Origin of the sequence: Marivirga tractuosa (assembly GCF_042140215.1) — a bacterium.
GTDB lineage: Bacteria > Bacteroidota > Bacteroidia > Cytophagales > Cyclobacteriaceae > Marivirga > Marivirga tractuosa_A.
Window position 1 is genome coordinate 1864992 of sequence record NZ_CP159478.1, and the last position, 22848, is coordinate 1887839.

The 22848-nt window shown below is 34.2% G+C and carries 17 protein-coding genes; 13 read left to right on the forward strand and 4 right to left on the reverse strand.

Annotated elements, in window-relative coordinates:
* Nucleotides 1-18: 18 nt before the first annotated feature.
* Nucleotides 19-2256 carry an FUSC family membrane protein gene (locus tag ABWH96_RS08580; RefSeq protein ID WP_375581043.1) on the reverse strand — a complete coding sequence of 746 codons (2238 nt, stop codon included), beginning with the start codon at nucleotides 2254-2256 and terminating at the stop codon, nucleotides 19-21.
* 547 nt (nucleotides 2257-2803) lie between these two features.
* Between ABWH96_RS08580 and ABWH96_RS08585 the strand changes: the two genes are divergently transcribed.
* From ABWH96_RS08585 to ABWH96_RS08630, 10 genes are all read left to right on the forward strand, one after another.
* Nucleotides 2804-5761, forward strand: coding sequence for a two-component regulator propeller domain-containing protein (locus ABWH96_RS08585; protein WP_375581044.1), 2958 nt, complete (start codon nucleotides 2804-2806; stop codon nucleotides 5759-5761).
* Nucleotides 5754-6377: a response regulator gene (locus ABWH96_RS08590; RefSeq protein ID WP_375581045.1), complete on the forward strand. Its 624-nt coding sequence runs from the start codon at nucleotides 5754-5756 to the stop codon at nucleotides 6375-6377. Before ABWH96_RS08585 ends, ABWH96_RS08590 begins: the two co-directional genes overlap by 8 nt.
* A 76-nt stretch (nucleotides 6378-6453) precedes the next feature.
* A complete protein-coding gene (locus ABWH96_RS08595; protein WP_375581046.1) occupies nucleotides 6454-7359 on the forward strand; it encodes an alpha/beta fold hydrolase in 906 nt (301 codons plus the stop codon).
* Between the two features lies 1 nt (nucleotide 7360).
* Nucleotides 7361-7804: a YybH family protein gene (locus ABWH96_RS08600; RefSeq protein ID WP_375581047.1), complete on the forward strand. Its 444-nt coding sequence runs from the start codon at nucleotides 7361-7363 to the stop codon at nucleotides 7802-7804.
* Nucleotides 7805-8110: 306 nt separating this feature from the next.
* Nucleotides 8111-8635: a carboxypeptidase-like regulatory domain-containing protein gene (locus tag ABWH96_RS08605; protein ID WP_375581048.1), complete on the forward strand. Its 525-nt coding sequence runs from the start codon at nucleotides 8111-8113 to the stop codon at nucleotides 8633-8635.
* Nucleotides 8632-11079: a SusC/RagA family TonB-linked outer membrane protein gene (locus tag ABWH96_RS08610; protein WP_375581049.1), complete on the forward strand. Its 2448-nt coding sequence runs from the start codon at nucleotides 8632-8634 to the stop codon at nucleotides 11077-11079. The genes ABWH96_RS08605 and ABWH96_RS08610 overlap by 4 nt, the downstream gene beginning before the upstream one ends.
* Nucleotides 11080-11096: 17 nt before the next feature.
* Complete coding sequence (locus ABWH96_RS08615) at nucleotides 11097-12497, forward strand: RagB/SusD family nutrient uptake outer membrane protein (protein ID WP_375581050.1); 1401 nt, start codon at nucleotides 11097-11099, stop codon at nucleotides 12495-12497.
* 245 nt (nucleotides 12498-12742) lie between these two features.
* Nucleotides 12743-13363, forward strand: a complete 621-nt coding sequence (locus tag ABWH96_RS08620) for an SGNH/GDSL hydrolase family protein (protein ID WP_375581051.1) — start codon at nucleotides 12743-12745, stop codon at nucleotides 13361-13363.
* A gap of 83 nt (nucleotides 13364-13446) precedes the next feature.
* Nucleotides 13447-15474 carry a hypothetical protein gene (locus ABWH96_RS08625; protein ID WP_375581052.1) on the forward strand — a complete coding sequence of 676 codons (2028 nt, stop codon included), beginning with the start codon at nucleotides 13447-13449 and terminating at the stop codon, nucleotides 15472-15474.
* A gap of 221 nt (nucleotides 15475-15695) precedes the next feature.
* Nucleotides 15696-16046 carry a 4Fe-4S binding protein gene (locus ABWH96_RS08630; protein ID WP_375581053.1) on the forward strand — a complete coding sequence of 117 codons (351 nt, stop codon included), beginning with the start codon at nucleotides 15696-15698 and terminating at the stop codon, nucleotides 16044-16046.
* Nucleotides 16047-16107: 61 nt separating this feature from the next.
* On the opposite strand, the gene ABWH96_RS08635 is transcribed toward ABWH96_RS08630, so the two are convergent.
* Nucleotides 16108-17769 (reverse strand): alpha-amylase family glycosyl hydrolase, encoded by a 1662-nt coding sequence (locus tag ABWH96_RS08635; protein WP_375581054.1) that lies wholly within the window; start codon nucleotides 17767-17769, stop codon nucleotides 16108-16110.
* A 354-nt stretch (nucleotides 17770-18123) separates the two neighbouring features.
* On the opposite strand from ABWH96_RS08635, the gene ABWH96_RS08640 reads away from it, so the two are divergent.
* Nucleotides 18124-18426 carry a GIY-YIG nuclease family protein gene (locus ABWH96_RS08640; RefSeq protein WP_375581055.1) on the forward strand — a complete coding sequence of 101 codons (303 nt, stop codon included), beginning with the start codon at nucleotides 18124-18126 and terminating at the stop codon, nucleotides 18424-18426.
* A gap of 377 nt (nucleotides 18427-18803) precedes the next feature.
* Nucleotides 18804-19106 carry a GIY-YIG nuclease family protein gene (locus tag ABWH96_RS08645; RefSeq protein ID WP_375581056.1) on the forward strand — a complete coding sequence of 101 codons (303 nt, stop codon included), beginning with the start codon at nucleotides 18804-18806 and terminating at the stop codon, nucleotides 19104-19106.
* Nucleotides 19107-19411: 305 nt separating this feature from the next.
* On the opposite strand, the gene bioB is transcribed toward ABWH96_RS08645, so the two are convergent.
* Together bioB and sppA are read right to left on the reverse strand one after the other, a co-directional pair.
* Nucleotides 19412-20410 (reverse strand): biotin synthase BioB, encoded by a 999-nt coding sequence (gene bioB, locus ABWH96_RS08650; protein WP_375581057.1) that lies wholly within the window; start codon nucleotides 20408-20410, stop codon nucleotides 19412-19414.
* Between the two features lie 65 nt (nucleotides 20411-20475).
* Nucleotides 20476-22227: a signal peptide peptidase SppA gene (gene sppA, locus ABWH96_RS08655; RefSeq protein WP_375581058.1), complete on the reverse strand. Its 1752-nt coding sequence runs from the start codon at nucleotides 22225-22227 to the stop codon at nucleotides 20476-20478.
* A gap of 130 nt (nucleotides 22228-22357) precedes the next feature.
* On the opposite strand from sppA, the gene folK reads away from it, so the two are divergent.
* Entirely contained in the window at nucleotides 22358-22846 is a 489-nt protein-coding gene (gene folK / locus ABWH96_RS08660; RefSeq protein ID WP_375581059.1) for a 2-amino-4-hydroxy-6-hydroxymethyldihydropteridine diphosphokinase, read from the forward strand.
* The last annotated feature ends 2 nt before the right edge of the window (nucleotides 22847-22848 follow it).

Here is a 22848-nt window from a genome sequence, read left to right on the forward strand (position 1 = left end):
GTTTTCTATGTTAGTTTGTTACTTATCCAAAGCACCTACCACCTTCTTCAAATTTCCAGAAATAGTCACCAACCATTTCAATTGATCGGTAATTAATCTTGTAGCTTGCAAACTTTTTCTAAAGTCGGGATCAATAGGTTTAGATTCTTCTTTTTCCAATTCTTTTGTGCGGATAGCTACCAAATTTTCAAATTTCTCTTCTAAATGTTGGTAGGCTTCTTCTAGTTTTTCTTTTGCGACATTTTCAGTTTTGGCTTTCTTTAGTAAAGATTGCAATGCTTGTCTCAGATTGGTATCCACTGTTTTGATGATAACCTCAAAATCTTCCGAAACGCTTTCATGTTTATGATTTAAAATATAAGTGCCTAAAGCGGCCATAGCAGTCAAGATAGTGTGATTTAAGCCCACTATCTCATTGATCTTCCCTAAATTATCCTGATGTGATTTAGGTTCCTGACTCATCCGCTGAAAAGCAGCATTTAAGTTTCCCATTTCCAAAAAGGCATCCTTTCTGGCTAATTTGTATTCGGTTAAACCATCTGACTGATGATAGTAGCGATTGATTTCAGCCAAGTATTTCTGGTTGGCTCTTAAGGCTTGTATGATGGTGGTATTGATGCTGTAAGATTCCCAAGCAGGCCAAAGCAATGAACCAGCTGTAAAGGCAATAGAAGCTCCTATAATGGTATCTACGATTCTATACTGAATGACTTCAAAAGCATCAGGATTGATGAGGGCATAAATAAAAACTATACTGGTCGTTACAAAAATAGAGGAGGTTCTATAGTTTTTCTGTATAAAACTCAAGGCCAAGGTGAGAGAAAATATAGAGAGAACGGCATATACATAACTGTTTTGAGTAATTAATACAATGACACCAGCTATGGCTGCGCCAATAAAAGTTCCATATAGCCTATGCTTCGATCGTTCCTTGGTTAATGTATAGCCGGGGCGCATGATGACCACTATGGTCAATAATATCCAATAAGTGTTTTGTAAGGAAAAATAAGTCCCTATTCCAAAGCCCAATAGCATGGCAATCGTTAGGCGTACTGAGTGCTTGAAAATCGGAGATTTAAAGCTGAAATTTTCCTTAAGGATATTAAGGTCGTAATCCTGTTGGGTGATGAATTGCTTGCCCTCTTTACTTTTTAAACCAACATCATTTTGATTTTCAAAGTCATGGAAAATTCTTTCTATGGATTGAATTTTTTGAAGCTGATTTTCTTCATAATCCAATAAATTATGCAAGAGCAAAGCTCCTTCTCTGGCTTTGGGTAGTTTTACTTCATTCACATAGGCTTGAATATTGTCCCGGCATTTTTCAAACATAGGCCCCAAGTCATCTCTATGCTTGAGTTTTCTGCTTTTATGCATGGCTTCCGCCATTTGTTCCAGTCTATTGGATAATTCAAAAACCAGATCGATAAAAGGATTAATGAGTGGAAGTTGATTTTTAAAAAGGGCATTGATTTTTTCATAGTTGGCCGGATTAGCCATTGAAAGCTCCAGTATATCAATCAATTCAATGAAAATGAGCAATTGCTTTCTCTTGTAATTGGAGAAACCTGAGTTTTGTCTCTCGCTAAGTAATAATTCTCTTAATGACTCATGTGAAGCATTAATTTTCACCTGTAAATCGAATAATTCATTCTTTAGTTCTTCTTCATTTTGGATGGTGATAGACAATCTCCCCCTTATGCGAATATATTGTGCCGTTAATTGAAGGCATTCAGTCAATTCATTATTGATTTGACGCTTTTGTAGAAAAGGATGAAAAAGGAAAGATAGCAAAAATGACCAAAGTCCACCTATTCCGATAAACATGGCATTGATAAAAATTTCTGAACCTATTTGTTGATTAGCAAAGCTTAATACTATAGCCAATAATCCTGCAAAAGAAATTAAGGATGCACGAAAGCCATAAACTGAAATATAGGATATCCCAAAAATGAGCAATGCCATTATGGGAATTAATAGATAAAGATTGGATGCAGTAGCTGCGATAATAATGGTAGCCAAAACGGCAATAACGGAAGCTATTAAAATCCCTATACTTTTATGTTTTCGACTTCCAGGGACATCACTACTTGAGGTTAAAAACATCCCAATTGAAATGCTAAGAAAATAGGGGAGAAGGTCGAGTTGAATTCCTATCAAGACCGGAACAACTATACCAAATGTAACTAAAACAGATTTAAGGAAATCTGAACTTTTCAGGAAATTTTGAATCTTTTGGAGGTACTTTTTTATCATAGAATATCAACGACTGTTCTATTGTACTCAAAAGAATTCAAATCAGTTGAGTTTGAGCCATGTTTTTTATAATAAATATTGATTTACAAGATGTCAGTTAACCATTCTGACTTTGTTTTTTTACCAGTCATAAATGTTTAGTGGATTCATTTTGTAGGTCTATGAATTATGGGTTGGGTAAAAAAGTAGCTATTAATAGTTTTTAAGGAATGCTTTGTACTGGGGCATGTGAGAGCACTAGAATAAAAAAAGCCCCAAAGAAGTGAATTGAAGAAGGTTCTACTTTTTTACGGGGCTTCATTTTGTTTCCTAAACATTACAAACATACACCCTGTTTTCATGTCAAAAATCCCCCTTTGTCGGGGAAATATTTCTTACGGTTCATCACTGCAATTGTAATGATGAAGGATTTAATGACTGAATATTAAAGTTAAATGTAGATTATAGATAAAGTGATTATTTCTTAATATCACTCAATATGAGGGATATAGAATATTGTGAATTATGACAGTTTTGTACGATATTCATTAAAAAATAGAGAAAGTCCATGCTTCAAAAGCAATTTACTATCTTAATTCTAGCCTTTAGCATTATATGTGGTCAATCAATTTCTGCCCAAAAATTTGAAAGGAAGCATATAAACTATGCTTTTGGCTTATCAAACAGCCAAATATCGGCTCTTAAGCAAGATAGTCTTGGATATATTTGGGTGGGGACTCAAGGTGGTGGAGTTTATCGATGGGATGGAAAAAATCTAAAACCACTGCATGATAGTTTAAAATATGAGGTTGTTCGAGATGTTTTACAAACTCCTACTGGTACATGGGTTCTAAGTGTGGGGAAAATATTTAAAGTTAATAATCAACATAAAGTTAAGTCCTACACCTCGGATTTCAATTCTAAGTTAGATACGATTTCTAAAAATAGTGATGATCAATTCTTTAAAATATTTCCTGTATCCAATCAGAAATATTTGCTTCAAAGCCTTAGTGGTAAATTAATACTGATCAATGAGAAAGGAGGATTGGTAGATGAAACAGATTTAGATTACTGGTATCTGAAATCGGAAATTTATGAAGATTCTTTAGTTTTTTTCTTCGACAATAAAGTTTTTAAAATTTCAATTACGGACAACCATATACAAACACAGCAATTTGATGATGTTTTTGTTGATGATCAAATAGAAGGGTATAGCAATCGAAACACCACTCATATAGTTGATGGCCAATTTTGGGTTCAGAGAGAGAAAAGTATGATGGCTTATGATCAAAATTTCTATTTCATAAAGGAAGTTCATTTACCGTTTTCAGATCATATATATTCAATAGAGAAATGGAATGAGAATATTTGGTTTTCTACTGAAGAAGGGCTATTTCGGACTATTGAGGAGGGTAATCACTTGAAAATTATTTCTAAGGAAATGACCACTCAAGTTTACAGATTGTTGAAAACCAAAGAAGGATTATGGACTGGTACTTTAAATGGAATTTTTCATTTTACTGCGCCTAAATTGCATTTGTTGGAAAAGGAAACAGAAAATGAAAATATCAACGGATATTTTGCATTTGATTCTATCAATGGAAAGTTATGGGCAGGCAGCTATAATTCAGGGGTTCACATTTATGATGGAGAAGAATTGATTGATAAAATTGATTTTAAGGTTGAAGGCATGAATGAGATTCGTTCTATTTTACAGGATGGTGATTCCGTTTGGATAGGGACTGCAGCTGGATTGTTTAAATTAAATCTAGAAACTGATCAACTAAAAAAGATTGAGGATGTCAATTCAAGAGTAATCTCTTTGAATAAAGTAAATAATAGTATTGCTGTAGGAACTTCATCTCAAGGATTTTGGATATTCAATGATTCAGAAATAAAGCATTTTGATCATAATAATGGTTTAAGTGAGGGGGCCATTTGGACTATGAAAGCATTAGGTTCCAAAATATTTATCGGAACAGAGCGTGGTTTATTTACTCTAGAAGAAGATTCAATTCATAAATTCAGCATCAATAAAACTTTAAATAATGCACCAGTAACGGCTATCGAAAAAATTAATGATTCGATTTTTGCTGTAGGATATGCTCAATATGGAGTTATTATTTATGATTTAAATCAAAATCAAATTCTACATTTTTTTCATGATTCGAATGGTTTAAGTAGTAGCTATATCTATTTTTTAAAACTGATCAATGAAAAGCTTTGGGTTGGAAGTAGTTTAGGGATCGATATAGTGGATTATGAAGCACCATTCAATGTTTTTCAATTGCAAGATGTAAACAAATTAGGTGGTGCAGAGACATTCATGAATGGAATTGTCCACTACAGAAATAAGGTAATTGCCAGTACCATTGCTGGAACAGTAGTGGTGCCTTACAATATTTTAGAGAAAAAATCTGAGACGCTTAGCAATTTTAATCCAATTGTAATTGAAAGAGTTGAGCCTTTATCTTTTGAGCCTGTTGATGATTTTTTGGGGTTAAAACAGCAAGATGATAAGTCTTTAGAAATACCTTTTGGACACGGAAGCCTTAAATTCCATTTTAATGTGGCTCATTTTGGAGCTGAAAGATTAAAATTTATCTATCAATTGGAAGGCTATGATGAGACAATCTCAACAGCATCAGATGAGAAGTTTGCAATTTATAAACAATTGCCTGCTGGAGAATATACTTTTAAGGTATGGCGATCATTCAATAATCAAAAGGTAGGTGATCCTGCAATATTAAGCTTTGTTATTACGACTCCATTTTATAGAACAGATTGGTTTCGTGCTATAACTATTGCCTTCATCTTAGCTGTAATTATATTATTCTTTATCATTAGGGCAAGAACAAAGGCAGCCAGAGCAGTTGAAACTATTAAAATTCGTGAACAAGCACAAAGTGAATTGCGAAAGGAAATGGCTATAGATTTTCATGATGAAATGGGGAATCACTTAGCTAAAATTATAAATTTAAGCGGTGTGCTTAAAATGTGGGGCCTACAAAATGAGCAAAAAAATGTGGTCAATAAGATTGAAAATGCGGCAAATTCCTTATTTGTTTCTACAAAGGATTTGATTTGGAGCTTGCGGAAAGAGAATAATAACCTTGAGGAAGTTTACTTTAATGCTAAAGACTTTGCAGAAAACCTATTGGATAAAGCGGATATTAATTTTAGGACTTATAAAAATAATAATGCTGAGCACATAATTTTAAACCCTAAAGCTGCCCGTGATTTAAGTTTGATGATAAAAGAAGCCCTGACCAATGTTTATAAACATTCAAAAGCAAAAAATGTGAATTTGAATTTTGAAATATCATTGAACAATCAAGCAGAAATTACAATATCAGATGATGGATGTGGCTGCCTTGATTTTGGTAAGAAAACTGGCAATGGACTCAAAAACATGAAACAAAGAGCATTAAGGTCCGATTTTCTTTTAGATCAAATAGCCTCGAAAGATTCTGGATGTGAAATAAAAATCCGTATTAACCACCATAAAAAGCAAGCCCATGTTTAAAAAGAAAGTAATCATAATTGAGGATCAGGAAGATTTGAGGTATAGCTTCGAGCTGATTATTAATGGAGCGGACCAGTTTTTTGTGCATAAAACTTATGAAAATGCAGAAGATGCCATAAAGGAAATACATAAGACAAAGCCAGATATTGCCATGGTTGATTTGGAATTACCAGGAATAAATGGAATTGAGGCCATTAAGCAAATAAAGGAACAAAACCCAAAAACTGAATGTGTGATTGTAACGGTTTATGAAGACTCAGATTTGGTATTTGAAGGACTAAAAGCAGGTGCTGGAGGCTATATTATTAAGAATGCTAATTACTTAGAAATTATAAGAGCATTGGAAGAAATTAGCAAAGGAGGTGCACCAATGAGCTCACAAATTGCAAGAATGGTTATTCAGAACTTTCATGTTAACCCTAATTCACCACTTTCTAATAGAGAAACAGACGTACTCAAGTTGATTGCTGAAGGGAAAAGCTACACTCAAATTTCAGAAGACCTTTTTATAAGCAAAGAAACTGCACGCTCTCATATAAAGAATATCTACTTAAAGCTAAATGTAAATTCAAAATCTGAAGCCATATCTAAAGCCAGAAAAGATCATTTGATTTAATATAAAGATTAATTCCCTCATTTTGGGGGATAGCCTTTCTATTTTTAGCAGCTACATTTCAATTTTAAAATACATTATGAAAATATTCCTCTCTGCATTTATTGTTTTCACTATTTTAAATAGTGCATTTTCTCAAGAAAATACCATAATAGCTAATGGAGCTAAACTTCATTATAAAGTTTACGGAACTGGAGAAACCATCCTCATAATTAATGGTGAACCTGGAATGAATAGTAATGGATTTGGCGATTTGGCGAAAGAACTAGCTAAAAAATATCAAACTATTATTTATGACCAAAGAGGAACAGGAAAGTCCACTTTAGATCAAGTCCATAATAATACAGTCACAATGGACTTAATGGTTAAGGATATTGAAGCCTTAAGGGAACATCTCAAGATTGAAAAGTGGACATTGCTAGGGCATTCCTTCGGTGGAATATTAGGCTATTATTATGCATCTAAGCATCCTGAAAGAGTTAAAGCCATGATTCAATCCTCTTCAGGAGGAATGGATTTAGCCTTATTATCCTTAATAAATATACGTGAAAAACTGACAAAAATGGAATGGGATTCACTTCAGTATTATGGAAACAAAATAAATGAAGGAGATACCACTTATGCCACTTTATTGAAGAGAGGAGAATTTATGGCTCCTGCTTATTTGTATAACAGAGAATACATCCCTGTTTTAGCAGAAAGAATGACTCAAGGTAATATGCAGCTTAATGGTTTGGTATGGTCGGATCTCAGAAGGATAAATTATGATACAAAGGAATCCATGAAATCATTCGAACAACCAGTATTAATCTTTCATGGTAAGAATGATTTATTAGAGACCTCAGTTGCTGAAACAGCTCATAATATTTTGCCAAATTCTCAATTGGAGCTTTTAGATAGATGTGCTCACTATGGTTGGTTAGATAGACCTGATGTTTATTTCGATTTGATTTATGATTTTATGGATTCAGTTAAAATTCAATGATATGAAGCTATATTTTATTTTTTCAATAGTGCTTTCTTCAGTGTATTATTCAAGCTATGCTCAAAGTAATTCAACAGTTACACATAATTTAATTGAAGATCGCCTTCAATTAATGGCTGAAGAATTCAATCAAGGTAATCTAAATGAGGTGGCTGATTTTTATACTTCAGACGCAGCTGTGATTGGCCCAAAAACCTCTGTAAAAGGAGAAGAAATTAAATCCTATTGGCCAAAGTTTGGAGGAGTGGATAATTGGAAATTAGAAAGTTTGTCAGTCGAGGTCCTTTCAGCAGACGTTGTGAATCAGATCGGAATTTCAAGAATGTATTACAAAAATGCTGAGGGAAAAAATATGACTTCAGCATCTAAGTTTACTCTTATTTGGGTAAAGGTAAATGGTGAGTGGAGAATAAAACAAGACTTCTTTTTTCCAATAAGTGATTGAGGTTAATCATTTTCCCATAAACTGAACTTCCATAAGCTAAACAACAACAGACCCTATCCTTATTCTTCCTACATTCGAATTATCTGCTTTTAAGCTTCTAAATCTCCAAATCACCCAAATTAGGTTAAAAAATGGTGCAAAATACACCAAATTATGAGTGGCTGAAATACTTTCATTAATCACCACATTTGAGTAATGAATGTTTCTCTGTAATCGTCAAGGTTAACAGAATAATATTCTTCAATTCAATTTTTAACTTAAATAAATGAAAGTATGAGAAAGATTCTACTAACATGTTTCATGTTTGTGTTCGTGCTACATGCATGGGCGCAAGATCGCACCGTCAGCGGTACAGTCACTGACGCTGATACAGGCGAAGGCTTACCAGGTGTGAACGTATTATTGAAGGGTACTGGAAATGGTGTCAACACCGATTTGGATGGAAATTATAAAATATTAATCCCATCTGATGGAGGTGTTTTGGTCTATACATTTATTGGTATGGCTAAACAAGAAGTACAGATCGGTTCAAGGTCAGTAGTTGATATACAGATGGAAACTGATATTGCTGAATTGAGCGAAGTGGTGGTTGTAGGTTATGGTACTCAAAATACTAAATTATCGACTCAATCTATTTCAAAAGTCGATTCAAAATCATTTGAAAACATGCCAATCCTAAGTGCTCAAGAAGCATTACAAGGTCAAGCTGCAGGTGTTCAAATGACAAGTTCATCAGGGGTTGCTGGTTCACAACAGAATATTCGTATTAGAGGTGTATCTTCTATAAATGCTGGGGCCAGCCATTATTCGTTGTGGATGGAGTTCCAATGAATGATGCTAATGATCCAAATAATCCTTATTCTACTGCCCAAGGTGCTGTGGCGCTTAATCCTTTGCAGGAATTAAATCCTAATGAAATCGAATCAATTACTGTATTGAAAGATGCTTCAGCAACAGCAATTTATGGCTCAAGAGGATCAAATGGTGTTATAGTTATTACAACTAAAAAAGGCAAAGCAGGTAAGACGAGAGTAAATTTCGATTTCTATACTGGGGTTCAAGATATTAACAATCGAAGACCTACTATGACTGCAGACCAGCATAGGCAATACATTGCAGATATTGTTAGTGCTCAAAATGGTATTGATTATACTGTTCAAGATGTTATTGATGACGGATTAGCAACAGAAGGATCTTTTGATTGGCCAGATGCTGTTATTCAACAAGGTTCTGTCTCGAATGCTAACTTCAGTATTAGCGGTGGGGATGAGAAAACTCAATATTTCTTATCTGGGACACGTTTTACTCAAGATGCATATGCAATTGGCAATGAGATAGAAAGATTAAATACTAGATTAAACATCCTTCATAACATTACTGATAAACTCAGGGTTGGAACAAACATTGGAATAGCTAAAGTAGAGAATGATAGAATTGGTGCTGATAACAACACTTTTGCTCCATTAACTTCTTCCTATTTGCAATTGCCATGGGTACTGCCGTACGATGAAAATGGTGCTTATACTAATACAGGTTTTGTGGCTAATGTTTTAGCTATTGAAGATTTGGATAAAAATCTCAATGTCAACAGAAGGTTAACAGGGAATGCTTATTTTGAATATGATATTGTGCCTGGATTAACTTTTAAAACAGATTTTGGTACAGATCAAATTCAAGTAGAAGAAAATGCTAGAAGCGTAGAAATAGTATCACCAGGTGGAACCGCCTTTTATCAAATTACACAAGATAATAAGTGGTTGAACACTACTACTTTAAATCTAGATAAAACTTTTAGTAATCATTATGTTAACGTAATAGGAGGATATTCTTATGAACAATCTAATTTCTCAAACATTGCGGTTGCTGGGTCTGGTTTTTTAAGTGATGATTTGCCAAACACAGCTTCAGCTTCAACCCCAACAATTACTAATAATAATGCTAGTGGTTGGAGGTTAAACTCCTTGTTTGGAAGAGCCTCATATAGATATGCTACCAAATATTTAGCGGAGTTTTCATTACGTAGGGACGGTTCTTCAAGATTTGGTGAAGGTAATAAGTTCGGTGTGTTCTATGCTGGGTCTTTAGGCTACATTCTTTCAGAAGAAGCTTTCTTAAAAGATATTGATGCGATTAGTTTCTTGAAATTAAGTACTAGTTATGGGACTACAGGTAATGACCAGATTGGAAATTTCCCATCATTAGGTCTTTATCAAGCAGGAAATGATTATAATAATGTACCAGGTATTGTACCTTTTCAAGCATCTAACCCTCAATTATCATGGGAAGAAACAGCTCAATTAGACATCACCATGAACTTGGGTTTATTTAACGACAGAATCACTTTAGAAACTTCATTTTATGATAAAACTACTAATGGGTTATTATTGAATGTACCAGTTCCTTACACAACTGGTTTCGTTTCAATTACCCAAAATGCAGGTGAAATGAAGAACACAGGGCTTGATATTTTATTAAATACCAAAAACTTGGATGGTGACTTCAAATGGGAGACTAGTTTTAACTTAGGATTATTGAATAATGAAGTAACTGCACTTCCTGGGGCAACAGAAGATGCAGATGGCAGACAGTTTGTTGCTGGAACAGCCTCACAACGAGCTATTGTTGGACATTCAGTGAATACATTCTACTTGATTAGATATTCTGGAGTTAATCCAGAAACTGGTGATGCTGAATGGTTAACTAAAGATGGTGAGATAACAACTTCTCCAACTGCTGCCGATAGAGTAATCGTAGGAAGTGCAATTCCTGATTTAACTGGTGGTCTGACTAACACCTTCTCTTATAAAGGAATAGCTTTAAGTGCTCAATTAACCTTTGTGCAAGGTAATAGTGTGATGTATGATGATCTAAGATTTACTGACAATCCAAACAACGCTGGGGGGTTTAATTTAAATCCAAGGTTACTTGATTACTGGGAACAAGCAGGCGATCAATCGTATTCTCCTTCTTTGACTTCACCAACATTTGGTACTTTTGGTCAAAGATCAACTCTACAATTGCGTGATGCATCTTATTTGAGATTAAGAAATGTTTCTTTATCGTATGCCTTACCTAAATCAGTAATTGAAAGATTAGGATTAAGGTCTGCCAGAATATATGGTCAAGCTCAAAACCTAGTTACTTTCACCCAAGTTGAGGATGAATTGGAGCCTGAAATTAACGGACTGGGAGGTAATAACCTTGGAGCAGGTGAATCATTCTTTACTTTACCACAAGCCAAGTCATTTACAGCTGGTATTTCTCTAGGATTTTAATTTTAACAATTATGAAGATGAAAAATTTAAAATATATATTCTTTCTATTTGCAATAGCAACCTTTTTAGGTTGTGAGGAGCAATTAGAGTTCGATCCGCAGCAATCATTAGATACAGACCTTGCATTTGCAAATGGTCAGGCTGCGAACGGTGCACTTGTTGGTGTATACAGTGGTCTGCAAGATTTAGAAGTTCTGGGATCTATGCCGCAAATGATTAATGAATACATGGCTGATAATGTAGATTTTATAGGTTCATTCCCTACTTTACAGGAAATCAATCTGTATAATACATTATCTGATAATGGATCAATAGATCAATTATATGAGGATAATTTTGAAGTAATTACAGATGCAAATCTTGTCATTGCTAATACAGCTTCTGTTGAAGATCCTTTATTTTCAGAGGAAAATAAAGTTCAAAATATTGCAGAAGCAAGATTTATTCGTGCAATTGTTTACTTTAATATGGTAAATCTTTTTGCACAGCCTTATAATCTTAATAATGGTTCAAGTCCTGCTTTACCTTTAGTAACTGAACCATTTGATGGTGAAATCATCGAGTATTCAAGATCTTCAGTTGCAGATATACACAATCTTATCATTGAAGATTTAGATTTTGCTATTGCTAATTTACCAGGTATTAATGCTAATAGAGGTTTAGCTTCTTCTGGTGCAGCCAAGGCTTTAAAGTCTAGACTGCATTTATACAGAGGTGAATACACTGAAGCGGCTACTTTAGCTGGTGAAGTTATCAATCAAGGTGACTATGCAACAGCATCTGATTTAAGTTTCTATCCTAGTGTTGCTAGTTCCGAGGTGATTTTTGGAATTATAAATTCTGCTATTGATAATGGACGTACTGGTTCAGGTGGTTGGGATTCTTATTTCAGCCCAGCTGAAGACGGTGGTAGAGGTGATGCTCCTTTTAGCGATGATCTTTTAGCTGCTTATGATGCTAATGATCTTAGAGTTACCGAATTAAGTGCTGTTGCTCCGAATGGAAGAATATTTACATTGAAGTACAATGATGCAGTAAATAATACTTCTGATTATTTAGCTATCAGAATATCGGAAATGCATTTGACTAGAGCAGAAGCACTTGTAGTAACAGGTGGTTTAACTTCAGCAGCTGAAGCAATTGCATTGGTTAATCCTATTAGAGAAAGAGCTGGTTTAGATGCCTGGACAGTTGCAGATTTTGCAAGTGCTGATGCTTTAGTAGATGCCATCCGAACGGAAAGAAGATTGGAGTTGGCTTTTGAAGGACATAGAAGAATGGATTTATTAAGAATTGGTGCTGACTTAAGAACTGGACTACCAGCAGCAGCATTTGGTGCCAATAAAACTATCCTTCCAATTCCTCAAAGAGAAATTGACTTGAATCCTAACTTAGCTCCAAATAACGCTGGCTATTAATTTATTATATAACCATATTGAAAAGCAAGGAGAACCAATTTCCTTGCTTTTTTTGATTACAAAAAATTAGATTTTGAATTCTGCTATTTAGTATGGATTAATTTACTCATACTCGTAAAATCTGCTAAGCAATTATATCTATAGCCAACTATTAATAAGCTAATTTTTATAGTTTTATTAAATTCTCAATTGAAAACTAATATTCCTCATTTTACTATAACTTCTACATATAAATACTATTAAGTATGATGGTAACTCTATATAGCTTTTTATTTGTCATTTGGCAGGCAATATTTTGCGCAGATATTCAAAACTTAGAAAAGGTAAAGCCATTTCACATACTTTTTGTCGGAAACAGCCTTACATACACTCATGACATGCCAGCCCTTTTTAAACAAGTGGCAAAGGAAAATGATATTAAAGTGAAAGTGAAAACTTTAGCCAAACCCAATTATGCATTGGAGGATCATTGGCTAGAAGGCTCACTGCAAATGGAAATTGCAAAAGGAAAATATGATTATATCATTCTGCAGCAAGCTCCATCTCAACAAGATGGGAAGGACATGCTTATTAATTATGGCAAGAAAATAAAAGAATTATGTGAGCAGAATGGAAGTCAACTAGCTTTTTTTATGGTGTGGCCCTCAATGAAACATTATTCCAGCTTTGAGGGAGTCATCGATAATTATAGATTTGCTTCAGAACAAACTGATGCCATTCTTTGCCCCGTTGGTGAAGAGTGGAAAACATATTTTGAGCAAACAGATGATTTCTCATTTTTAAGTGAAGATGGTTTTCATCCATCCGTAAAAGGCAGCAAATCAGCTGCTAAAATTATATTTGAATCGCTAGAGCTTACTAATTAATTGAAGTGTAAAAAATATTTATCCCCCAAATTAGGTGAAAGTATATTGATTCATTATTAGCATTTTAGCAAAAAAAATATTTTATGCGCAGCTTTTTGTCTTTTCTTTTTATTCTCAGTGTCCTTACAGTTAATGCACAAACGTATCAATCCCATTTTCAGGAAGCTTCATCAGCCTACAAAGCAGGAGACTATTCTCAAATGTTAGTGGAAATAAAGAATTCTCATAAGCTACGACCTCACCATCAAACCCTTATTTATTACTTAGCTATAGCACATTCACTTAATAGTAATATCGATTCAGCCAATTATTGGCTAAGAGAAGTCTTGAGCATTGACGCTAAAAATTATGATATAGATATAGATGATTTTGAGAATCTAAAAAGTACACAAGCTTATAAAGATTTATCAGCTTACCAGGCTGAATTGCTTAAACCTATTATCAACTCAGATACAGCAATTGTGATTCCAGACGAAGAGCTTCACATAGAGGATGTGGCTTACAACCCATTTGAAAATAGATATTTATTGAGCAGTATCAATAAACGCAATATTTACTCATTTAAGATTGGAGAATTAAAACCGCTTTTTGAAAATCCTTTTCCCTTAGCCATTACTGGAATGGCAATTCAGGACACTATTCTTTGGTTTACAGGGGCAGGTTTTTCACAAGCAGGGTTAGATGAGAATGATCCTAATTTAGAAACTTCCAAATTGTATAAAGCAGATTTGAAGACAGATATTGTGTTAGATAGTTTCTCAGTTGAAGATAGTGAAACGAATGTTTTTGGTGATGTGATTTTGTCTGAGAGCGGCAAAGTTTTAGTTTCTGATAGTAAGACCAATACAGTTTATAGGCTTGAGAATGGAAAATTGAAAGAGTGGATTAGTTCTGATGAAATTCTTTCCTTACAAGGAGTGGATCTGATTGGTAAAAAGGTGTTTTTGGCTGATTATAGTCAAGGTCTTTTTGTATTTGATACGGTGCAGCAATCCATGAAAAAGATACAAAAATCACCCGATTTAGCTTTAAAAGGAATAGACGGATTATATGCCTATAAAAATGGATTAATTGTTATTCAAAATGGAGTGATTCCACATCGTATTGTCTATTTAAAATTCGATGAAGAGTATAATAAAGTTAAAAGCTTTAAGTACTTAGAGAAAAATCATCCTGCTATGGGCGAACCGACTTTGGGCTATCTTCAAAACGATTCATTGGTTTATATAGCTACTAGTTTCTGGGAATTAAATGAGAATGGAAAAATTAAAAATGAGAAAGGCATTAAGCCAGTTATTCTAATATTACCATTGGCTGAAACGTATAAATCCTACAATTCGGTTTCGGTTTTTGATTATGTCAAAATACTTGATGGAAAAAATCAGGAAGTATATCATTTCTATGAAAATAATTGGGCTGAATTTCGCAGATACGCCTTAGCTAATGGTTTCATTTCAGGTTTTAGAATGATGAAATCTGAGAGTGATGAATATGATATAATTCTGGAAACTCAATACACAGATACTATTCAACTAAACAATATTGAAAAGCATTATAAAAACTGGTTCGAAAGAAATCCTGGTACTAATTTATTGAATGAATTAAAACCAAATGACTTTCGAAAGAATGTAAAGAATGAAACAGTTTATAATAATGCAAATTTCTCAAAGCCTAGTTCTCAAAATAAAAATTGCAATTCTGAGAATCATAGAGCCTTTGATTTTTGGTTAGGCAATTGGGAAGTTTATAATAAAAACGGAGATCATATAGGCACCAACAATATCTATCTAATTCAAAATGGATGTGGCATTCAAGAAAACTGGACTTCCAAAATGGGGGGAGCAGGAACAAGTTATAATTTTTATGATGTAAAAACTGAGAAATGGCATCAAAGCTGGATTTCCAGTTCAGGTAATGCATTAATGATGAGTGGAGGTTTTTCCAATGGCAAAATGCAAATGCAATCAGAACCACTAAACGGAAAAATAGACAAGATTAGTTGGGTGCCTCAAGAAGATGAGAGTGTACTTCAAATCTGGGAAATATCTACTGATGATGGAGAAACATGGAAAGAGGCTTTTTGGGGAAAATATGTAAGAAACGATTTTTGAATAAATGATTCTGTTATTCTTTGTTATTATTAAAAGCGAGCTATTTAGTTTTTCTGCCCAGGCTTGATAAAGTGATCTCACACAGCATTTCAATATAGAACCTATTTAAATTACTGCCTTGTTAAATTAATGCATTCAAAATATTTTGTTCGGTAAACTTATTGTCTCTAAATTTGTTGTTATACTAACTAAATTAGCTCAAAGCTTAAATTTTTTCAGTTATGGCAATAATGATAACAGACGAATGTATTAACTGCGGTGCTTGTGAACCTGAGTGCCCTAATACAGCAATATATGAAGGTGGCGTTGAATGGAATTGGTCGGGAGGGACTTCCCTTTCCGGAAAAGCCAAATTAATAGACGGTACGGAGGTTGATGCAGAAGAAATGCAAGAGCCAGTTTCTGATGAGTTCTATTATATAGTAACAGGAAAATGTACTGAATGTACAGGTTTCCATGAAGAGCCTCAATGTGCAGCTGTTTGTCCGGTTGATTGCTGCGTAGATGACCCTGACAATGAAGAATCGGATGGGGAGTTAATGGCGAAAAAAGAATGGATGCATCAGGAGTAAAAACTTTCTGATTTTGAAATATTTAAACCCGCAAGATTCAAAACCTTGCGGGTTTTATTTTTTATACCCCTTCTAAAAGCAATAACTTACTGTCTTTTTCAAAAGTTAACTTCCCATTTTTAACGGTTGAACTTTCACCAGTATAGAAGTTCTTCACTTCTTGATTTTCGATAAATACATTTTCAACCACTATTTCTTTTACGTTTTCTGACATTACCACCATAACCGTATCCTTAAAATCATTTTGATTTAAGGTTCGGCTAAACGAATAGGGTGCATCCGAAATTTTTTGATGATGTCCTGCGCCAATTGACGGGTGGTTTTTTCTAAACTGCCCTAATTTTTGCCAATGATTATGGATTTCCTTTATGCTGTAGCCATCTCTTTTGGCATCAATTTCAAGCTCATCCCAATTCATTAAGGAACGTAATTTGGCATCTCCCTCTGCATCAGCATTGAGCAGTCGAGCAGTTTCATCTCCATAATAAATCTGTGCGGCTCCTGGTGCTAGCATCAAATAGTTAGCAGTATTAAAAACATTGGTTCTATCCGCATCATAAGGATTGCCATCGTCATGAGAAGAAAGATAATTTAAAACTGATTTTTCTTTCAATTCACCTTGATTTAAAAGACTGTCATACGTAGTAAAAACCTCATCAGGATGTTTGTCCTTCAACTCCCATTTCAATGAGAAATTGATCATACTGTGGAAGCCTTCATCGAAGAAATTGACAGCTGTGTCTCCATCATAAGTATAGTTTAATCCATCATAAATAGAGTAATTATAAATTTCGCCTACCATATAAAAATCCAAATCATCTAGCTTTTCTTCTGGATTTTCATTTTTCCAATCTCTTAAAGCTTTTAAGGCTTCTGCATATAATTCGCCCCATATTCCGGCTTCCGTATGCTTTACAGTATCTACTCTAAAACCATCAACTCCAAATTCTCTGATATAATCTGTAATCCATTTAATCAGGAAGTATTTTGGTGCTCTTGGGTAACCGGTGCGTTCAAAGAATTCGTCTAATTCAGCTAGTTCTTTTTCCAGTCTGCCTTCTTTTTCCCATTTGTCTAATAAATGCTGAGGAAGCTCTATTTCTTCTTCAGATTCGGTTAAAATATCTGGTAGATTGTCCACCAATGTGCATTTTACAGTACTTTCCCAATCTTGATAAGTACAATTTGGATCAGTCCTTACCCAACCATCCCAAAGAGGATCTTGCTCAGTTACAGGTCCAGTATGATTCATTACTACATCTAAAAGAATTCTTATTCCATTTTCATGGGCTGTTTTTACCAATTCGGCTAGATCATCCATAGTTCCGAAATTAGGGTCTAATGCTGTCCAGTCTTTAGTCCAGTAGCCATGGAAGCCATAGGTTTTTCCGGTTCCTTCATCTACTGAGCCATGAATTTGTTCTACCAATGGATTAACCCAGATAGCATTAACCCCTAAATCATTAAAATAGCCTTCTTTTATTTTTTGAGTGATGCCTTTAATGTCTCCACCCATAAAGCTTCGAAGTGTTGCACCATCTTGTTTTCTTCCAAAATTATAGTCATTATCAGGATTGCCATTATTAAAGCGATCCGCTAAAAGGAAGTAAACGGTGGCATTCTCCCACATAAAAGGGGCTTCTTTTATGGTTGTGCTTTGTTTTTCTGGAGCCTTGCAACTAAAAATCAGAATAAATAAAAGTAGTAGAGGTGTGCTTTTCATTGTTGTAGTATTTTATTATAGAATGAAAGATTGAAATTGCTAATAATAATTGATTTTGGCAATTAATAAGACACTTTGATTAATTGAAACAGAGTTTCAATTTGACTAGATTCCTGTTTTCACAGGAATGACGCACGGATTAGGCCTGTTAAGTTAGATGCAGTTAGTAAATTCATGAAGGGGATTTAGTACAAAAAAATTCGTTGGGATTAAGTCAAAAGCCAGAAAAGTCCGTCATTCCTTTGAAGAAAGGAATCTATCCATTTTAATCTCTGATTAAAATATCAACCTATGAATTGTGGTTCATTCTTATATTTTATACTTTAGTAATTATTCAACCGTACATCGAACCTTATGAAAGCAAAAGGAGGTTATCTTTACATCGAAAGTAATTTCTCTCGCTCAACCTTATATACAGGCGTTACTGCTAATTTATCTGTTAGATCACATCAACATAAAACAGGTGAAGGTTCAAAATTCACTAGCAAATATAAATGCACAGATCTTGTTTATTATGAGTTTTTTGAATCTATTGAGGAAGCTATTCTCAGGGAGAAGCAAATTAAGAAATGGAAAAGAGATTGGAAAGTAAGGTTAATCAAGGAGATGAATCCTACATTTAAGGATTTATATGATGAAGTTGCTGATATGGGTTAATTGAAACGCTGTTTCAATTAGACTAGATTCCTGTTTTCACAGGAATGACGCATAGATTAGCCTTATTGAGTTAATTCACTATTGTAGAATTTAACTGAACTGATAAGCAGTATAGAAAATTAGTAAAAAGCAAGAAACACCAAATTACTTTCTTAACATGATGATGCACTGATTGGACTTATTTGGTTAATTAATTATTGTAGAATCCTACTGCACAACTAAATTAGATAGACTTTACTCAAAAGCTAGAAAAGACCGTCATTCCTGCGAAGGCAGGAATCTATCCATTTTAATCGAAGATTAAAATATTGAGATAAGAATTGTGATTCATTCTTAGGTTTTATACTTTAGTAATTATTCAACCAAGAATTTAACCCATGAAAGCAAAAGGAGAGTATCTTTATATTCAAATTAATATTTCCCGCTCAACTTTATATATAGGTGTTACTGCCACCTTATCAGTCAGATCACATCAACATAAGATCGGTGAAGGTTCAAAATTCACAAGCAAATACAAATGCACAGATCTAGTATATTATGAATTTTATGAATCAATTGAGGAGGCTATTACCAGAGAGAAGCAAATAAAGAAATGGAAAAGGGAGTGGAAAATACAGCTCATCAAGGAGCTTAATCCTACATTCAAGGATTTATATGATGAAGTTGCTGATATGGGTTAATTGAAACGCTGTTTCAATTAGACTAGATTCCTGTCTTCACAGGAATGACGCACGGATTTGGCTTATTCAGTTAGCTAATCAAGGTAGAATTTAAATGCACAGATAAATGGTATGGACTTATACTCAAAAGCTAGAAAAGTTCGTCCCCGACATAAAGTACGGGGCAGGTAATTCCTTTGAAGAAAGGAATCTATCCATTTTAATCTCCGATTAAAATATCAATCCATATATTCAGAACTTAGCAAAAAAAAAAGGGCAGCAAAAAGCTACCCTCAATTATTAATTCTCTAATTATTAATTACTAATTAACCAGGTATTTGCTGAAATTCAACAGCAGGTTCTCCGTTTTTGAAAGCTTTTCTTGGCTTTAAATTAAGCGTTTGAAACAATTCCGCATCCTCATTCACTTCCGGATTTGGAGTAGTCAATAATTTGTCTCCTGCAAAAATGGAATTGGCTCCTGCCATAAAGCATAAAGCTTGTTCTTCTTGATTCATTCTTACTCTTCCGGCAGATAATCTTACCATGGCTTTTGGCATAGTAATTCTTGCTGTAGCAATCATTCTAACCATTTCCCAAACGGAAACTTTTGGTTGCTTTTCTAAAGGAGTCCCTTCAACAGGCACTAATGCATTTACCGGAACCGACTCAGGGTGCTCTTCCATAGTGGCCAAAGTGTGCAACATGCCCACTCTGTCTTTATGTTGTTCACCTAATCCTATAATTCCACCTGAGCAAACAGAGATTTTTGCTTTTCTAACATTGCCTATGGTATCTAATCTGTCATCATAAGTCCTGGTGCTGATGATATCATCATAATGCTCTTCTGAAGTATCTAAATTATGATTATAAGCATAAAGACCAGCTTCTTTTAATTTCTGAGCTTGAGGTTCTGTTAGCATACCCAATGTACAGCATACTTCCATATCCAACTCATTAATTCCTTTCACCATGTCTAGCACTCTGTCGAAGTCCCGATTATCTCGTACTTCTCTCCAAGCTGCGCCCATACAGAATCTGGTGCTGCCATTTTCCTTCGCAATTCTCGCACTTTCTAATACTTGCTCGGTAGGTAATAATTTATGAACCTTTACATCTGTGTGATAACGAGCCGCTTGCGGACAGTATGCACAATCTTCTGGGCAACCGCCTGTTTTAACACTCAATAATGTACAAACCTGCACCTCAGAAGGATCATTAAACTTTCTATGTACGGTAGCCGCTTGATAGATAAGTTCTAATATAGGTTGATTATATATTTTTTCAATTTCTTCCTTTGTCCAATCGTTCCTAATCTCTGTCATTTTAGTTTTTTATTTTGATATCAGCTAAACTGAAATTCTAACTATAATGTAAAAAAAGGAGCAAATTATTTGATTTCCAAATCAAATGGCATTCTTGTTTGCAATCCTTTATTTTCCATAACATATTCTAATTCTTCAACATAATTTGCCATTTCTCCATAAGTATATTTTTTATGAAGAATTTTAGCAGAAGTACCCATTTCACTCAACAATTGTTGGAAAAAAGGTTTCTTTTCCGGGTAATATACTCTCATATAGTCACCTTCTTCCAGTCCAGCTGAATTGGCAGCAATATTTACAGCATCATCAAAACCACCTAAAACGTCAACTAAGCCATTATCTTTAGCTTCAATACCAGACCAAACCCTTCCTGAAGCTACATTTAATAACTCATCTATTGACATATTTCTACCTTCAGCAGCTTTGGAAGTGAAGTCTTCATATCCTCTTTCTACGGAATTTTGGATAATTTGCTTTTCGGAATCATTCAAACTTCTACTGATAGTATATAAATCAGAATATTCTCCAGTGCTTACTCTATCGAATGTTATTCCTAATTTTGTATCCATAAATTTTGACAAATCCGGAATAATGGCGAAAATTCCTATTGAACCCGTAATGGTATTAGGCTGAGCAACTATTGTATCGCAAGCCATCGCCATATAATATCCACCTGAAGCGGCAACACTAGACATAGAAGCAATTACTGGCTTCACTTTTTTAGCTAATTTAACCTCCCTCCACATTACATCAGAAGCCAATGCACTTCCGCCTGGACTATTAATTCTTAATACAATGGCCTTGATCTTATCATCTAATCTAGCCTTGCGAATTTCTTTTGCAAAAACATCAGAACCAATTGAACCTTCACCACCTTTACCAGAAACGATATTTCCTTCGGCAACAATTACGGCAATTCTATTGGTATTGTATTTATCTGCAACAAATGATTTACTATATTTTTTGACAGAATTTACAGGGATCTTCGCACCTTCTTCTAGTCCTGTTATTTCTCTCATTTTAGTTAGAACCTCATCGTAGTATCCTAGTTGGGTAACTAATTTATAATTTAAAGCATCCTCAGTGGTTCTCACTTTAAGTTCATCTGAAATAGCTCTTAATTCCGATGCTTCAATTCCTCTTGATTCCGCAATATTCTTGATAAAAACACCATATACAGAATTTAGTAGTACACTGATCTGCTCCTTGCTGGCTTCACTCATATCTTTTCTAATGAATGGCTCAACAGCACTTTTGAAAGTACCTACTCTAAAAATTTGCGGTTCTACATTCAATTTTTCAAGTGTTCCTTTAAAGAAGGTAACTTCAGATGTCAGTCCACTCATATCCAGCATTCCAGCAGGGTTCAAAACGATATCATTTGCAACTGAAGCCACATAATAACCAGTTTCAGTAAAGGTTTCACTATAAGCTAAAATCGGCTTTCCTGATTCTTTAAAATCGATTAAAGCATTCCTGATTTCTTCTATTTGAGCAAAACCAGCCATTACATATGGTACATCCAAATAAATCCCTTTTATTTTATCATCTGTTTTAGCATGTTCAATAGATTCCAGTATATCTTTCAAGCTAATTGGAGTAGGTTCGTTTGTAAGTGTTTGACTAAATTCAGCAAACGGATCGTCCGAAGTCATTTCAACGATTGGACGGTTTAGCTTAATTTCCAAAAATGAGTTTTCAGAAATTTTCACCTCACTATCTTGGGAGGCTATTCCAGCAAAAATGAGAAAAAAACCTACAAAGAAGATTACTAATGCAAGTAAGCTTGCAAAGAATATTTTAAAGAAACTTTTCATAATAATAAAGATTGATAATCAATTAAATTTTAATGTTATTCTAATTCAAGTATAATTGTAAACAATTTACAAATAAGCTATAAAATTATTTGATTTGAAAGTATAATTCTATTGATGGCGAAACTTAATTATGGAAGGAATATTCTTGCTACTCGGCAGTAATTTAGGAAATCGAACAAAAGTGTTGCTTAAAGCAATTGATTCGCTTGAAAAAAATGGAATTGAAATTGTTAAAAAATCCTCTGTTTATGAAACTGCAGCATGGGGTAAAACCGATCAGCAAGATTTTTTAAATCAGGTTTTGCAAGTTGAAACAAGTTTGGATGCTCATGAATTATTAAAGTTAATTTTACAGATTGAACATGACTTGGGTAGGATAAGAAAAGTAAAATGGGGAGAGCGTTTAATAGATATCGATATTTTATACTATCACGATAGTAAAATAAAGCATGAAGATTTAGAGATTCCACATGCTGGCATTCCTTATAGAAGATTTACTTTAGTTCCTATGGTGGAAATTAGTCCTGATTTTATTCATCCCTTATATAATAAAACGCAATTGGAGCTTTTGGAAATTTGTGAAGATGACCTGGCTGCCACACTCTTTCAAGAGAAATAATT

Coding starts and splice junctions, on each gene's coding strand:
- ABWH96_RS08580 (WP_375581043.1), bottom strand. CDS start 2,256: ATGATAAAAAAGTACCTCCAAAAGATTCAAAATTTCCTGAAAAGTTCA.
- folK (WP_375581059.1), top strand. CDS start 22,358: ATGGAAGGAATATTCTTGCTACTCGGCAGTAATTTAGGAAATCGAACA.
- ABWH96_RS08600 (WP_375581047.1), top strand. CDS start 7,361: ATGAAGCTATATTTTATTTTTTCAATAGTGCTTTCTTCAGTGTATTAT.
- ABWH96_RS08615 (WP_375581050.1), top strand. CDS start 11,097: ATGAAAAATTTAAAATATATATTCTTTCTATTTGCAATAGCAACCTTT.
- sppA (WP_375581058.1), bottom strand. CDS start 22,227: ATGAAAAGTTTCTTTAAAATATTCTTTGCAAGCTTACTTGCATTAGTA.
- bioB (WP_375581057.1), bottom strand. CDS start 20,410: ATGACAGAGATTAGGAACGATTGGACAAAGGAAGAAATTGAAAAAATA.
- ABWH96_RS08610 (WP_375581049.1), top strand. CDS start 8,632: ATGAATGATGCTAATGATCCAAATAATCCTTATTCTACTGCCCAAGGT.
- ABWH96_RS08645 (WP_375581056.1), top strand. CDS start 18,804: ATGAAAGCAAAAGGAGAGTATCTTTATATTCAAATTAATATTTCCCGC.
- ABWH96_RS08640 (WP_375581055.1), top strand. CDS start 18,124: ATGAAAGCAAAAGGAGGTTATCTTTACATCGAAAGTAATTTCTCTCGC.
- ABWH96_RS08585 (WP_375581044.1), top strand. CDS start 2,804: ATGCTTCAAAAGCAATTTACTATCTTAATTCTAGCCTTTAGCATTATA.
- ABWH96_RS08620 (WP_375581051.1), top strand. CDS start 12,743: ATGATGGTAACTCTATATAGCTTTTTATTTGTCATTTGGCAGGCAATA.
- ABWH96_RS08590 (WP_375581045.1), top strand. CDS start 5,754: ATGTTTAAAAAGAAAGTAATCATAATTGAGGATCAGGAAGATTTGAGG.
- ABWH96_RS08595 (WP_375581046.1), top strand. CDS start 6,454: ATGAAAATATTCCTCTCTGCATTTATTGTTTTCACTATTTTAAATAGT.
- ABWH96_RS08630 (WP_375581053.1), top strand. CDS start 15,696: ATGGCAATAATGATAACAGACGAATGTATTAACTGCGGTGCTTGTGAA.
- ABWH96_RS08625 (WP_375581052.1), top strand. CDS start 13,447: ATGCGCAGCTTTTTGTCTTTTCTTTTTATTCTCAGTGTCCTTACAGTT.
- ABWH96_RS08635 (WP_375581054.1), bottom strand. CDS start 17,769: ATGAAAAGCACACCTCTACTACTTTTATTTATTCTGATTTTTAGTTGC.